At 31.8% G+C, this 14724-nt stretch carries 12 protein-coding genes; all 12 read left to right on the forward strand.

Annotated elements, in window-relative coordinates; all coding sequences use genetic code 11:
- Window positions 1-205: 205 nt before the first annotated feature.
- The 12 genes from BMW63_RS00635 to BMW63_RS00690 all read left to right on the forward strand — a co-directional run bounded on the left by BMW63_RS00635 (window position 206) and on the right by BMW63_RS00690 (window position 14722).
- Window positions 206-523 (forward strand): histidine kinase, encoded by a 318-nt coding sequence (locus BMW63_RS00635; RefSeq protein WP_074720204.1) that lies wholly within the window; start codon window positions 206-208, stop codon window positions 521-523.
- Between the two features lie 662 nt (window positions 524-1185).
- On the forward strand, window positions 1186-2526 hold the full coding sequence (locus BMW63_RS00640; protein WP_074720206.1) for a UDP-glucose dehydrogenase family protein: 1341 nt from the start codon (window positions 1186-1188) through the stop codon (window positions 2524-2526).
- Window positions 2527-2529: 3 nt separating this feature from the next.
- Window positions 2530-3468 carry a UDP-glucuronic acid decarboxylase family protein gene (locus BMW63_RS00645; protein WP_074720208.1) on the forward strand — a complete coding sequence of 313 codons (939 nt, stop codon included), beginning with the start codon at window positions 2530-2532 and terminating at the stop codon, window positions 3466-3468.
- Window positions 3469-3519: 51 nt separating this feature from the next.
- Entirely contained in the window at window positions 3520-3906 is a 387-nt protein-coding gene (locus BMW63_RS00650) for a response regulator (protein WP_074720210.1), read from the forward strand.
- Window positions 3907-3947: 41 nt separating this feature from the next.
- A complete protein-coding gene (locus BMW63_RS18590) occupies window positions 3948-5156 on the forward strand; it encodes a sugar transferase (RefSeq protein WP_083380322.1) in 1209 nt (402 codons plus the stop codon).
- A gap of 28 nt (window positions 5157-5184) precedes the next feature.
- Window positions 5185-5910, forward strand: a complete 726-nt coding sequence (locus BMW63_RS00660; RefSeq protein WP_074720214.1) for a TolC family protein — start codon at window positions 5185-5187, stop codon at window positions 5908-5910.
- Between the two features lie 15 nt (window positions 5911-5925).
- Complete coding sequence (locus BMW63_RS00665) at window positions 5926-8304, forward strand: exopolysaccharide transport family protein (protein ID WP_074720216.1); 2379 nt, start codon at window positions 5926-5928, stop codon at window positions 8302-8304.
- Between the two features lie 10 nt (window positions 8305-8314).
- Window positions 8315-9703: a lipopolysaccharide biosynthesis protein gene (locus tag BMW63_RS00670; RefSeq protein WP_074720218.1), complete on the forward strand. Its 1389-nt coding sequence runs from the start codon at window positions 8315-8317 to the stop codon at window positions 9701-9703.
- Window positions 9703-11184 (forward strand): O-antigen ligase family protein, encoded by a 1482-nt coding sequence (locus BMW63_RS00675; protein WP_083380323.1) that lies wholly within the window; start codon window positions 9703-9705, stop codon window positions 11182-11184. The genes BMW63_RS00670 and BMW63_RS00675 overlap by 1 nt, the downstream gene beginning before the upstream one ends.
- A gap of 68 nt (window positions 11185-11252) precedes the next feature.
- Window positions 11253-12191 (forward strand): phosphoribosyltransferase, encoded by a 939-nt coding sequence (locus BMW63_RS00680; RefSeq protein ID WP_074720220.1) that lies wholly within the window; start codon window positions 11253-11255, stop codon window positions 12189-12191.
- Window positions 12192-12240: 49 nt separating this feature from the next.
- Complete coding sequence (locus BMW63_RS00685) at window positions 12241-13437, forward strand: glycosyltransferase family 2 protein (RefSeq protein WP_074720222.1); 1197 nt, start codon at window positions 12241-12243, stop codon at window positions 13435-13437.
- Between the two features lie 124 nt (window positions 13438-13561).
- Window positions 13562-14722 carry a glycosyltransferase family 4 protein gene (locus BMW63_RS00690; RefSeq protein ID WP_074721109.1) on the forward strand — a complete coding sequence of 387 codons (1161 nt, stop codon included), beginning with the start codon at window positions 13562-13564 and terminating at the stop codon, window positions 14720-14722.
- Window positions 14723-14724 lie beyond the last annotated feature (2 nt).

The following is a 14724-nucleotide window of genomic DNA, read 5'->3' on the forward strand; positions in this document are numbered from 1 at the left end:
ATAGGAGTGTTATAAAAGACAATGTAATAGGCATAGCTTTAGTACTTTTGAATAAATAATTAAAACTTTTGCAAAGCTTCAAAGTAATATTTCTTTTAGTAATTTTTGACTTTCTATTCTAAAAAAATGTCTAGTTTTATGGTAATGAAATTTGGCTGAAATCTAAATTAAATATAGAAACAATGTTTTACTTAATAAATTAATTATGGAAGAACCAAATTTTTCTTACCTCAACAGCTTTTCAGCGGGAGATAAAGTTTTTGAAGATAAGATACTTAAAGTTATAAAAACGGAGTTCCCTGAAGAAAGAGATACTTATTTAAATAACATTGCAATAACTAATTTCGACTTAGCTGCCAATAATGTGCATAAACTCAAACATAAAATTAGTATTTTAGGACTTGAAAAAAGTTATGAATTAGCATGTAAGCATGAATTAAACTTAATTGAAGGAAATAATACGCTTCATGAAAATTTCAACGAGATATTAAATACGATGACTCGTTTTTTAAATGAGCTCTAAAAAATTAATTTTAAAATGGATTGCATAATTAATGATGATAAAACCACGACAAAGCGATAATAATATAACTATGTGAGTGAATAGAGTGCCTATGCCGATTGTTTATTCACTATAGTCTAATTACATTGCGCTTTGAACTAGAAAATAAATTCATATGATATTGAATAATTTCGCTGAATTTTCAAATGCTTTTCAAGCCGTAAAACAGTTAAACCACAATGAAGTCAATCTTATTTTTGTAGCTAGTAACGTGGCAAATTTTACTGTTTTTGCTTTCATTTAAATATTTAATAGTACTCTCAAAATTATTTTAATACCCCGCGATATAAATTTTGTTTGTGAAGCTTTTAGTATAATTGTAGTGTTGATTATTCATATTAACCTGTTAATTTCATAGCAGGTATTATTTATGTTTTTTACTATCTTTTTTAATGATAAACGCTAAAAAAAGTATTAATTATAAGTAAAAATACGCCTTATCGATTTTTTTTGCACTTCATCGATGTTTGCATTGTTTTTGTATTATATTTGATTACGAAATAAAATATTTTTTTATGTTCTGTTGATCTTATAAAACCAAATATTTGATTTTTTAGATCGAAATTTAATCCTGATTAAGTTCCGATTTTAGAAGTTAAATAACCTATAAAAATCTAAATAGTATGAAAATTGTAATTGTTGGAAGTGGATACGTTGGGCTTGTAACTGGCGCATGTTTTTCGGAAGTTGGTATTGATGTTACGTGTGTTGATATAGACCGTAATAAGATAGATAACCTTAATAAGGGTATTATACCTATTTATGAACCAGGCTTAGAAGATATGATTACCCGAAATATGAAAAAGGGGCGATTAAGTTTTACAACTAACATTGCAGAGGCCTTAAAAGATTCTGAAGTTTTATTTATTTCTGTCGGAACTCCACCAGATGAAGATGGCAGTGCAGACTTAAAATACGTTCTTGCTGTTGCTAGAGATTGTGGAAAGCATATGAATGATTACTTACTAGTGGTTACAAAAAGTACGGTTCCCGTAGGTACTTCTATAAAAGTAAAACAGGCATTACAAGAAGAACTAGATAAAAGGAATATTGATATAGAATTTGATGTAGCATCAAATCCCGAGTTTTTAAAAGAAGGAGCTGCTATTGACGACTTTTTAAAACCGGATAGAATTGTAGTTGGAATAGAAAGCGAAAGAGCAGAAGACTTAATGAAGAGTTTATATAAACCATTTACTCTTAATGGTCACCCCGTAATTTTTATGGATATTATTTCGGCTGAAATGACTAAATATGCCGCAAATTCAATGCTAGCTACAAAAATTAGTTTTATTAATGATATAGCAAATCTTTGCGAAATTGTTGGAGCCGATATAAATAAAGTAAGAAAAGGTATTGGGTCAGATTCTCGTATAGGGCATAAATTTTTATATGCAGGCATTGGGTATGGAGGTTCTTGTTTCCCAAAAGATGTTCAGGCATTAATAAAAACAGCAAGTGAATTCAATTATGAATTGCGTGTGCTTAAAGCTGTTGAAGCGGTTAACAAAGACCAAAAACTGATACTCTTCAATAAAATCACGAATTACTTTAAAGGAGCTATTAAAGGCAAAACCATCGCATTATGGGGACTTTCCTTTAAACCACAAACAGATGATATGCGTGAAGCCCCTTCATTAGATGTAGTGAAAAATCTTTTAGAAGCTGGCGCTATAGTAAAAGCGTATGACCCAATTGCTATTAATGAAGCTAAGCATCACTTTGGAGATACTATTCTATATTATGAAGATCAGTATGAAACCTTAATTGATGCAGATTGTCTAGCCATACTTACAGAATGGCCAGAATTTAAGATTCCTAATTTTAAAATTGTACGCAAATTACTTAATACACCAGCAATTTTTGATGGACGTAATATTTATGATAGAGAAGAAATGAAAGAAAATGGCTTTGATTATTTCTGTATTGGTATTGACACATCAAAAAATAATGTAAAATCCTAAATTATGTCACGAAAAAAAATACTTGTAACCGGTGGTGCTGGTTTTGTTGGTTCTCATTTATGTGAGCGTTTATTAAATGAGGGGAACGAAGTTTATTGTTTAGATAATTTTTTTACTGGACAAAAACAAAACGTAGTACACTTATTAGATAATCCTTATTTTGAATTAATCCGTCATGATGTCACTGCACCTTTCTTTATAGAAACTGATGAAATTTACAATTTAGCATGTCCTGCTTCTCCTATACATTATCAGTATAACGCCATTAAAACAATGAAAACTTCTGTGATGGGAGCTATTAATATGTTGGGACTTGCGAAACGCGTAAATGCCAAAATATTACAAGCATCTACTAGCGAAGTTTATGGAGATCCACTTGTTCATCCGCAACCAGAATCCTATTGGGGTCATGTTAATCCAATAGGAGAAAGAGCCTGTTATGATGAAGGAAAACGTTCAGCAGAAACCTTGTTCATAAACTATCACAAGCAAAACAATGTAAAAATTAAAATCATTAGAATATTCAATACATACGGACCTAAAATGCATCCAAACGATGGGCGTGTAGTTTCGAATTTTATTGTTCAAGCTTTACAAAATCAAGATATAACTGTTTACGGACAAGGAAATCAAACACGAAGCTTTCAATATGTTGACGACTTAGTTGAGGGTATGATAAGGCTAATGAATTCAAAAGATAGTTTTACAGGGCCTGTAAATGTTGGAAACCCAAATGAATTTACAATTCTTGAGTTAGCTCAAAAAGTAATAGAACTAACCGGTTCCAAATCAAGGATTATTTATCAACCATTACCGTCAGATGATCCTATGCAAAGGCAACCAGATATTTCTATAGCTAAAAAAGAATTAGACTGGTCACCAAAGGTAAATCTTGATGAAGGTTTAATAAAAACGATAGATTTCTTTAAATCAATTATTTGAGTTAAAGAAAATAAATAATAATAATTTTTAAAATACTTAAAAGTAAAAATTATGAAGAAAAAAATATTAGTTTTAGATGATGAAGTAAGTATCTGTCTTTTGCTAGAGAACTTTCTTTCCAAGAATTATGAGGTAATTTCACTTAATAACGGGTTAGATGCTCTTCTATGGCTTGATAATAATATCCCTGATTTAATAATTAGCGATATTCAAATGGAAACGATGGATGGATACGAATTTTTAACAAACCTTCGCCAACGTGGATTTACAAAGCATACTCCTTGCATCATGCTCTCAGGGAAATCAGAAAGTAAAGAACGAATAAAATGTTATAAACTAGGTGCGCAAGATTATCTTACAAAGCCTTTTAATCCAGAAGAATTAGAAGAATTAGTTAAAAAAAATCTATTCCCAATTCACTATGCCATTGACTGGTAAAGGATTTATCAACTAAAATTAAAACCTAATTTAAAGACCTTATGAACATGCACAAAAATCTTAATATTTTATACATTGGAAACGTTCCTGAATATTTTGATGTCATGGAACAAAAAAATAAATGGTCGATAATTACTTTAGAGAATAGTGTTAAAGTCACTAATTACCTAAGCACTCACGAACATCCTAATGCGATTGTTTGTGATTATAACTTACCTGGAAATAATGGTATATTTCTTTTTGATTGGATTAGAGAAAATAAAGAATTTGATAGCATCCCTTTTATCCTTTTATCCAAGGAATTTAATGTTGATATTTATAAGTTAGCATTTAAAAAACAAATTGATGATTTTTATATAACTTCAGTAACTCCACCACAAGATATCTTAAGCCGGATAGAATTTCTTTGTAGCAATAAAAAACCTTCAAAAGTTCAAATATCACAAAAAACAACTGACGAAGTTTACAGAATGCCACGATCAAAACGTATTTTTGATGTTTTTGTTGCATCTTCTGTACTTTTATTTGCATCACCCTTCCTGCTACTTATTGTACTTGCAATAAGGTTAGAATCAAAAGGAAAAGTGTATTACATATCAAAAAGGGTAGGACGTAAAACATTTGACTTTTATAAGCTAAGATCAATGCGCACTGGCTCAGACGAACTTTTAAAAAAATTAGCTCAAGAAAAAAATCAATATAAAAAAGAAACAACAATTTCAACAGATAATCCATTAGAAATACCTTGCCCAAAATGTAGTGCGTTGCCCGAAGGTGAATCATGTTCTCCTTTGATGTATATTGATACTCATACCATCTGTGATTATTGGTTTAATGTTCAAAAGCAAGAAGCAGCAAAAAACAATTCAACTTTTGTTAAAATTATTGATGATCCTCGCGTTACAAAAGTGGGCAAATTTATTAGAAATACTAGTATAGATGAATTACCTCAGTTAATCAATGTATTAAAAGGAGATATGTCTATTGTGGGTAATAGGCCACTACCCGTATATGAAGCAGAGTTAATAACTGCCGATGATATATCAAAAAGATTTTTAGCTCCTCCAGGAATTACAGGCTTATGGCAGGTCGAGTTAAGAGGAAAAGGCGGGAAAATGTCTGAAGAAGAAAGAATGCGCCTTGATAATGAATATGCTGATCATTTTAAAGGAGATAATTATTCGTTTTGGTATGATATTAAACTCATTTTAAGAACCATTCCAGCATTACTTCAAAAAGGATCAGTTTAAAAAACATGGTTTACTCCTAAAAAATAACATGAAAAATACATTAAAAATAATCTTAATTTTAACGGTAACGGTATTTTCGTTTGATGTTGCGCAGGCACAATCGACTGATTTTGAAAATAAAGACGAAATTTCTCTGCCTTCTCTCCAGGTTGTTATTGACTCTGTTCTAAATCGCAATGCTATGCTAAAGTTTAGAAAGCAGCATATTGGAGTCAAGGAATCAACTTTAGCATCAGAGCGTATTTATTGGACAAGGAATTTTGGCGTACAAGCTGATACGAAATACGGGAATCTGAATAATTTTTCAACAAATGCCGATGCCCAAGGTAACACCTCTGTTTTAACAACCTCATCGCAGTTTAATTATAGTGTAGGCCTTTATGCTAAAATCCCCATTTTTGATTTTTTAAATCGAAAGCACCAAGTAGGCCTAGCCAGATTAGAGCTTGATGAGGCAAAGAGTATGGCGCAGTTTCAAGAGGATGAAATCAGACAAACCGTAATTAAAATGTACCAAGATTTAATCTTAAAACAAAAAATACTTAAAATAAAATCTAAGACTTTAGGAGACGGTAAAGTGAATATGCAAATGGTCGAAAAGGAATTTCGCAATGGCATAGTCCCTGTTGCAGAGTATGTAAGAATAACAAGTATTGCCTCTACTGTGGAGGTAGATTATGAATTTGCCAAATCTGAATTTACAACAGCGAAAAAACTTTTAGAAGACATGGCCGGGTTTACATTTTACAAATAAACTCAAAGTAAAACTATGAAAATAATTGATTTTATTAGATTAATATTAAAACATTTAGCACTATTAATTATAGTGCCTCTTTTCCTTGCCCTATTGGTTTTAGTTCTTACTAGTAAACCAAGTTTTGAATATTCATCACAAACAGTATTGTACACCGGACTAGCAACTGGCTCTTCTGTTGAAATGGATAAAACATTCAATTATTTTGCAACTAATATTGCTTTTGATAATTTAATCAACATCATTAACTCCAGAGAAACTCAAGAAGAAGTGGCTGTGAGACTGCTTACTACGCATCTGATGTTATCTAAAGCTGACCCGAAGTACATTTCAAAAAAATTATTTGACGAACTCCAATTAAAAATTCCTAAAGAAATTTATAAGTACGTTGAAAAAGGTTCAAACAACAAAATACAAAACACCGATAGTCTGGGTTATAGCAATTCACTTCCTCCTGGAATAAACAGATACAACTATGAAAAAACGGTACAGCGCTTATTGACCTTAATGCGAAGCAGTAACGATAATTATATCTATGAGTTACTAAATTATGATGATGACAAGCATTATTCATTAAAAGCATTATCAAGTATACAAGCTTCACGTATTAATAGTAGCGACTTAATAAAAATGAGTTACACCGTTAATGATCCTGGTATTTGTCAACAAACACTGGCTATTTACAATGAAGTGTGCATCAAAAATTACAAAAACATAAAAGAAAATAGATCTGACGCCGTTGTTAAATATTTTGAAGAACAATTAGGTTTAGCCAATAATAATTTAAAAATGGCTGAGGACAAACTTCTTGAGTTCAATAAGTCTTATAATATCATCAACTACTACGAACAAAGTAAAGCTGTCGCAGTCGTAAAAGAGGACATGGAGGTTGATTATAATAATAAAAAAGCACAACTAGCTGGAACGGAGGCATCCACTAAAAGACTTGCGGAAAAGCTAAATATACAAGAATACATACAAAATGAGAACAACAAAGTTCTTGAAAAAAAGAAGTTACTCGGGGATATTAACTATCAGATAGCATTTAATGAAGCTAATTTAGAACCTAATAAAAATGAAAATCTTCTGTCTAAGCTAAATGAATTAAAAAAGCAAAGAGAATCTTTAACAAATGACATTAAAAAAGCTGTTGATGACATTTACCGCTATCAAAATTCAACTGATGGCGTACCTATAAGTAAGGTACTTCCAGACTGGATAAATAGTGTAGTCGAGGCTGAGAACCTTAAGGCCAAGATCAATGTTATGGATCAACAAAACAAAAAATTTGGAGAGCAATATGCAACTTATGCACCAGCTGGTGCCAATATAAAAAGAATAGAACGTGAAATTTCAGTTTCAGAACAGGGATACTTAGAATTACTTCATGGACTAAACTTAGCAAAACTAAAATTGCAAGACAATGAAATGTCTTCCAACTTAAAAGCGATTGACCCCCCGTTTTATCCCTTATCGCCCAACCCAACAAAAAGAGCAATACTAATTATTGCAGCAGCTTTTGTAGGTGGTATTTTAACCTTAGCAATTATTTTAGTGATGGAGTATTTTGATGATACTTTAAAAAACTCTAGTAGAGCAAGCAAAAAATTAGGACTACCATCGTTAGGGATGATGCCTAAGATGATCTTAGACGCTGGCAGTATCAATTTACCCTTCATTCAGCAAAGACTAATAGAGATAATTACTCAAAATATATTACAATATTTTGGATCAAATCCTTCTGAAAGACCAGTAAAAACCATAGTTGTATTTAGTACACAAAAAATGGAAGGTAAAACCGTTTTAGCTGGAAATATTGCCAAAACGTTGAAGCAAGAAGGTAAAAAGGTACTGATGCTAAATTATGATAGCAAGCAGGAGCCTATTGTACAGCAAAGGAAATTTCCCATCATTAATAAACTTTTGGGTTACCAAGATCCTAGAATAGACCTTGACAATCCTTTTCTAGCTGACGTTGCTACTTACTTAGACAAAACAGAGTACTATTCGTATAAAATTGACCATTTATTTTATGAAGCAAAAAGTTATTTGGACATACTTGAACAAAATAATATTTCTCTAAATTACAATCCAGATTTTGTAATTATCGAGCTACCTGCATTAATATATAATAATTATCCGGCAGATTTAGTGACTCATGCAGATTTAAGTATTCTGGTTTGCCGTTCTAATAGAATATGGACTGATGCAGATCAATCAGCGATAAGTAATTTATTAGTAACCTCTGCCTCAAAAATTAAATTTATAGTGAATGGCGTAAGTATAAATGAAACTGAATCTGTATTAGGAGATCTTCCAAAAAAGAGAAGCAAGTTTAGAAAGAAAATAAAAGCTATGTTTAAGTTCCAATTTTTTTCTAAAAACCAGATTTAAATGAGTGTAGATGAAAATACTTAAAAAAATTGTGCGCGAGGATAACTTCCTCTCATTAACTGGAAATGTTGTGATTGCAATTTTAGGAATTGGAGGCTTTGCTCTGCTTGCCAGAAGTCTAGCATTAGAGGTGTTTGGTGAATGGGTGCTGTTTATTGCGGCAGGATCATTTATTGAAATGTTTAGGTTTGGCATTACTAATACTGGTTTGATAAGGTATCTTTCTGGAGCTGATGGTTTTTATCGAATAAAACTGATCGGTTCTAACGCATTAATAAGTTTAGGGGCTACAATTATAGTTGCAGTGATCCTGATTGCTTGTAAATTAGTATTCCCTGAGGCAATTAAAAATTCCGGATATAATATGTTTTTCACATGGTATCCCCTACTAGCATTTTTAAACCTTCCTTGGAATAGTGCTTTGGTAGTACTACAGGCCGATAGAAAGTATATCCAAATTTTAGTTCTTAAAGCAATTAATAGTGGTTTCTTTTTTTTAGTAATCTTACTGCACTTTCTAGTAGTCACTTTAAACCTAAATCAATTGGTTATAGCATTGATTATCGTTAATGGGGCTACATCAATTATTAGTCTCATTTTAGGTTGGGATGGAATTCTTCACATTAAGAAAGCTAGTGTGGAAACTAATAAAATTCTATTGCATTTTGGCAAATACACCACATTTACATTGATAGGAACTAATCTATTACGAAGTGTGGATACTTTAATTATTAGTTTAAGTCCATTAGGAAGTGCGGCCGTTGCTCTTTACAGTATTCCATTAAAGCTGACAGAATTACAGCAAATTCCTTTGAGGAGCTTTGTCGCAACAGCATTTCCTAAGATGTCTAAGGCTAGTCTACAAGATAAAATTGATGAAGTAAAAAGTTTGTTTTATACGTATTCAGGTGCCTTAACGTATCTATTTGTGGGTATAAGTTTAGTCACATTTGTATTTGCAGAATTCTTTGTTATTGCAATAAGTGGACATAAATATTTAGTAACAGATCCTATTACTGGATTTAATGTCGTTGCTATTGTTCGAGTATTTTCCGTCTATGGGTTATTACTTCCTATTGATAGGATGACGGGCGTTGGCTTAGATAGCATTAATAAACCTAAGATTAATGCCATTAAAGTATTTGTTATGCTACTAGCTAATGTGATTGGAGATTTAATAGCTATTTTAATATTTAAATCCCTAATTCTCGTTGCAATAGGCTCTATCTTTTTTACCATTATTGGTGTTTGGATGGGAATGTACTTTTTAGACAAGGAGCTATCGTTATCATTTAGAGAGATCTTTAGCAAAGGTGTACTATTTTATATCTCGCTTTTTAATAAGGCAACCCATAATCGTTATGAAAGCTTTGTGAAAATTGAAAATAACATTAGGTAATGAGTGAACATAATAACATCAATCCCTTTGAAAATTATTCAGGCTCAATGAATATATCCAAACCTGGATATTTATTATTGCTTTTTGCTGTACTTTTCATTTTCGCTCTCCTTGTGGTTAAATTAGGAATAATAGGTATTGGAATAGTATTAGCGCTAATGTTTGGATCCGTATTTTTATATTATTTATTCTGTTACCCAATAATTGGTTTTTATACCGCAATCGCTTTAAATTTTCTATTACTTGGCATCGGAAGATATATAAAAGGATTGCCTTTAGGTTTCGGAATAGATGGGATACTCATTTTGACCTATATAGCCTTATTCATGAATAAGTTTAAGGAAAAAATAAATTGGACTCCGGCAAAAAAAGACATTACATTCTTGTGTATTATATGGTTTGGCTATTCCCTTTTTGAAATCATTAATCCAGAGGCTCGAAGTATACAGGCTTGGATTTCAGGACGTGGCATAGGCTTTTATCCACTACTTTTTGTTCCACTAACACTACTGTTTATTGATACTAACAAAAAATTAGAACTATTTTTATATGTCTGGGGCTTTTTTTCAGTACTCGCCACATTAAAGGGGATTATGCAAATGACTTTGGGTGTAGACTTTGCAGAGCAAGAATGGTTAAATGAAGGAAGTTATAAAACACATATTCTATTTGGAAAACTAAGAGTCTTTTCTTTCTACAGTGATGCAGGACAATTTGGAGCAAATCAAGGATATACAGGCGTTGTATTTTTGATCTACTCTATGTCTCAAAATAAATTAATGTCTAAATTATTTTTCATATTGGTTGGGCTTTTAGGAATTTATGGAATGATTATTTCAGGTACGCGAGGTGCTTTAAGTGTCCCTATAGCAGGATTTATGACCTATTTTGTGTTAAGTAAAAATATAAAGGTCCTTAGTGCAGGTATTGGATTTTTGGTACTTGTTTTTATTTTCTTTGCGTACACATCAATTGGTCAAGGAAATGCTCAAATTAGAAGAATGCGAACCGCGTTTGACCCTAATGATGCCTCTTTACAGGTCAGACTTGATAATCAAAAAATACTTAAAAACTATTTAGCCTCAAGACCTTTTGGAGGAGGAATTGGTCATGGCGGTACAAAAGCACAAAAATACTTACCTAATGCTTTCCTTTCTAACGTAGCAACAGATAGCTGGTATGTTTTAATTTGGGTAGAACAAGGTATTGTTGGATTATTACTCCATTTGAGTATCCTTTTTTACGTCATGGCAAAAGCAAGCCTCATCGTTATGTTTAAGATTAAAGACCCAATTTTAAAATATAAAATATCTGCACTAATAGCAGGAATGGCAGGTATTATGGTAGCATCTTATGGAAATGCAGTTTTAGGACAAATGCCAACTGCTCTATTAATTTATGCCACTATGGCCATAATTTTAAATACCGATGTATTTGAAAAGGAGAATGAAGTAAATCAGCGCGAACTAAATAAATCATAACTTTTAGTAAATATCCACAATAATGTAGAAGCTACTAAACCTGACTATGAACTCTTAAACCCAACACTATGAATTATAGAAATATAAAAAATTTAAATGATATAATACTTCAAAAATTAAGTATAATTCCTCGCGATTTTGATTTAATTGTTGGGGTTCCACGAAGTGGTATGCTTCCGGCAAATTTACTATCATTATATCTTAATAGACCTTATACCGATATAGATTCGTTTTTAAATGGGCACATTTACAAAGCCGGAGCTAGAAGTCAGTTTTTTGATTCTGGTGAACATAAAAAAGTTTTAGTAGTAGATGACAGCATAGCATCTGGTTCTGCAATGATAGAATGTAAAGAAACGCTAAAGCATCTTGAAGATAAATTTGATATAAAATATTGTGCCATATATGTGATTCCTGGTAAAGAAAAAATGGTAGACTATTACTTTGAAACCGTGCCATTACCAAGGTATTTTCAATGGAACATACTAAACCATACAACCCTTGAGAAAGCTTGTTTTGATATTGATGGCGTTTTATGTGCTGACCCATTACCGGAACAAAATGATGATGGAGAAAAATATATAGATTTTATTTTGAATGCTCCTCCTCTATTTATTCCCGGCAGTAAAATTGGAACTATTGTAACCTCACGTTTAGAAAAATACCGTAAAGAAACCGAAACTTGGTTACAGGCCAACAATATTAAATACAATGATCTTGTAATGCTTGACTTGCCCAATATGGAAGCTAGACAACGTGCTAATAATCATGGCGATCATAAGGCTAAAGCGTATATGTCTAAACCCTATGTGTTGTTTATAGAAAGTGAATACAATCAAGCCGTTGAAATTAATAGAATATCAAAAAAGCCCGTTTTGTGTACCGCTAACTTTGAAATGATTTTTGAATCAGAGTCCTTTATGTACAATCTAAAAAGTGGAAAACACTTGCCATTTTTAAGAAAATATGCTTTAAAAATAAGAGATAAAATAAGAAAATTGAAATAGGATTTGTATCAATCTTAAGTCCTAACCATGTTAATAATAAATATTTATTATGCCACTATTTAATATCATACAAATTGTTTTACTATTCCTACTGGGTTTAGCGACTTTATATATTTTAATATTTTCAATAGCAAGCTTATTTTACAAACAAAAAAAATATGCTGATAATGGGAATATAAAAAAAATAGCTGTCCTTATTCCAGGTTACAAAGAAGACGGGGTAATTCTTGAGGTGGCAAACTTAGCTTTACAGCAAGATTATCCCTCAAACCTATATGATGTTGTTATCATAGCAGATTCTTTCAAAAAAGAAACTTTAAACACCTTAAGCAGCTTACCAATACAATTAATTGAGGTGAGTTTTGATAAGAGTACAAAATCAAAAGCTTTAAACAAAGCCATGGCTACTCTTGAGAGAGATTATGATATTGCTGTAGTTTTGGATGCAGATAATGTTATGGCAACTGATTTTTTAAAGAAAATTAACGCTGCTTTCGAATATGATTTTATTGCGGTTCAAGGCCATAGAACTGCAAAAAACACCAATAACTCTTGGGCAGTACTCGATGCAATAAGCGAAGAAATAAATAATAATATTTTTAGAAAAGGACATCGAGTATTAGGGCTTTCATCAGCGATAATTGGTTCTGGAATGGCTTTTAAATATAATTATTTTAAATCACTTATGTCAACTGTAACTGCCGTTGGTGGTTTTGACAAAGAGATAGAATTAAAAATGCTAAAAGAAGGTCATAAGATCGTTTATTTAGATGACGCTATTGTATATGATGAAAAAATACAAAAATCTGAGGTTTTTGGAAACCAACGTCGCAGATGGCTGTCTGCACAATTACATTATTTTAGGAAAGATATTTTAACTGCCTTTAAACACTTACTATTTAAAGGAAACTTAGATTATTTTGACAAAGCTATTCAGTTTATTCAACCGCCTAGAGTATTATTATTAGGTGCTGTTATGCTTTGTAGCGTTGTTTTTGTTTCAACCAATTACTTTTTAGATAACCAAGTGTCTTTAACTAATTATTGGATTGTCTTAGCTGTAGCTTGTGTATTGTCTTTTGTTTTTTCGGTACCCACATCTTTTTACAACTTGAAAACATTGAAGGCTTTGATTCGCTTACCAAAAGGGATGTTAATGATGTTGTTGTCTCTACTAAAAATAAAGGGAGCAAATAAGACATTTATTCATACACAACACACATCAGGCACAAAAGAAACTGACTAAAAATATAGCAGAAGTTACTATTTTAAACGTATTATTACGAAATGAGTATGACTTTAAATTAGTCGCAATCACTGATGAAAATATGGGAATTCCATATTCCAATAAAAACAAATATTATCTACGTATGAAAATAGGTATTGAAGGACAGAGACTTTTTCGCAAGAAAAAACATGGTATGGATATGGTAGCTCTGGAATTGATAAGAAACCTCCAACTTATTGATACCGAAAATGAGTACTTCATCTTTGTAAAACCAGATGAAGATAATACTGTTTTAAAGGAAACACCCAATTTTAAAATCATTCAACTCGATGGCGGTTCCTATCCAATGTGGGAACAAATAGAATTGCCTAAGGCTGCCAAAAAATATGGTTGTGAGATTTTGCATTGCACCAGTAATACGGCTCCCATTTTTAGTGACATTCCATTGGTTACCATTTTGCATGATATTATTTATATGGAGAGCAGTTATTATAAAATACTGACAGGAAGTGCAACTCCTTATCAAAAATTTGGCAACGCCTATCGAAAATTAATTGTCCCTTGGGTGGTCAAAAAAAGCGATAAAATAGTTACCGTTTCCCATTTTGAAAAAAATCGGATTGCTGAGTTTTTTGGAATGAGGGAGGACCAATGCCTTACAGCAATTTACAACGGTGTTAGCGAACATTTTAAGCCTATCACCAATAAAGAAGAACTGCAACGCGTAAAAGAAAAATACAATTTACCAGACAACTATTTCTTTTTTCTTGGCAATACAGACCCAAAAAAGAACACAAAAGGAACTCTAAAAGCCTTTTCAGATGTTTTAAAACAAACAGGTTCCAATCATAAACTAGTTATGCTAGATTATGATAAGACCGAACTCAATAAACTTTTAGTTGAAATTAATGACGCAGGCCTTATTAATAATATTGTTCTAACAGGCTACGTCATAAATACAGATCTACCAGCTATTTATTCGCAATGCGACGTGTTTTTATATCCATCGCTCAGAGAAAGTTTTGGTATTCCTATGCTCGAAGCTATGGCTTGCGGAGTACCGGTTATCACATCAAATACATCGTCTATGCCAGAGGTAGCTAAAGAAGCCGCTCATATTATTAACCCATATAATACTGATGAAATTACGCAAGGACTTATCAAAATTTTAAATGATGATGTTTATAGAAAATTACTTTGTGATAAAGGACTAGAACGCAGTATGAAATTTTCATGGAACAACATGGCAAAGGATTATCTCAAACTTTATGAATTAATTTTTGCAGAACATTCAAAAAAATAATT

Source organism: Flavobacterium frigoris, from assembly GCF_900111075.1.
In the GTDB taxonomy this organism is placed as follows: domain Bacteria; phylum Bacteroidota; class Bacteroidia; order Flavobacteriales; family Flavobacteriaceae; genus Flavobacterium; species Flavobacterium frigoris.

What these genes read in the sequence shown, in the direction of transcription:
- BMW63_RS00635 (WP_074720204.1), top strand. Translation starts at nt 206, where the DNA reads ATGGAAGAACCAAATTTTTCTTACCTCAACAGCTTTTCAGCGGGAGAT.
- BMW63_RS00640 (WP_074720206.1), top strand. Translation starts at nt 1,186, where the DNA reads ATGAAAATTGTAATTGTTGGAAGTGGATACGTTGGGCTTGTAACTGGC.
- BMW63_RS00645 (WP_074720208.1), top strand. Translation starts at nt 2,530, where the DNA reads ATGTCACGAAAAAAAATACTTGTAACCGGTGGTGCTGGTTTTGTTGGT.
- BMW63_RS00650 (WP_074720210.1), top strand. Translation starts at nt 3,520, where the DNA reads ATGAAGAAAAAAATATTAGTTTTAGATGATGAAGTAAGTATCTGTCTT.
- BMW63_RS18590 (WP_083380322.1), top strand. Translation starts at nt 3,948, where the DNA reads ATGAACATGCACAAAAATCTTAATATTTTATACATTGGAAACGTTCCT.
- BMW63_RS00660 (WP_074720214.1), top strand. Translation starts at nt 5,185, where the DNA reads ATGAAAAATACATTAAAAATAATCTTAATTTTAACGGTAACGGTATTT.
- BMW63_RS00665 (WP_074720216.1), top strand. Translation starts at nt 5,926, where the DNA reads ATGAAAATAATTGATTTTATTAGATTAATATTAAAACATTTAGCACTA.
- BMW63_RS00670 (WP_074720218.1), top strand. Translation starts at nt 8,315, where the DNA reads ATGAAAATACTTAAAAAAATTGTGCGCGAGGATAACTTCCTCTCATTA.
- BMW63_RS00675 (WP_083380323.1), top strand. Translation starts at nt 9,703, where the DNA reads ATGAGTGAACATAATAACATCAATCCCTTTGAAAATTATTCAGGCTCA.
- BMW63_RS00680 (WP_074720220.1), top strand. Translation starts at nt 11,253, where the DNA reads ATGAATTATAGAAATATAAAAAATTTAAATGATATAATACTTCAAAAA.
- BMW63_RS00685 (WP_074720222.1), top strand. Translation starts at nt 12,241, where the DNA reads ATGCCACTATTTAATATCATACAAATTGTTTTACTATTCCTACTGGGT.
- BMW63_RS00690 (WP_074721109.1), top strand. Translation starts at nt 13,562, where the DNA reads ATGAAAATAGGTATTGAAGGACAGAGACTTTTTCGCAAGAAAAAACAT.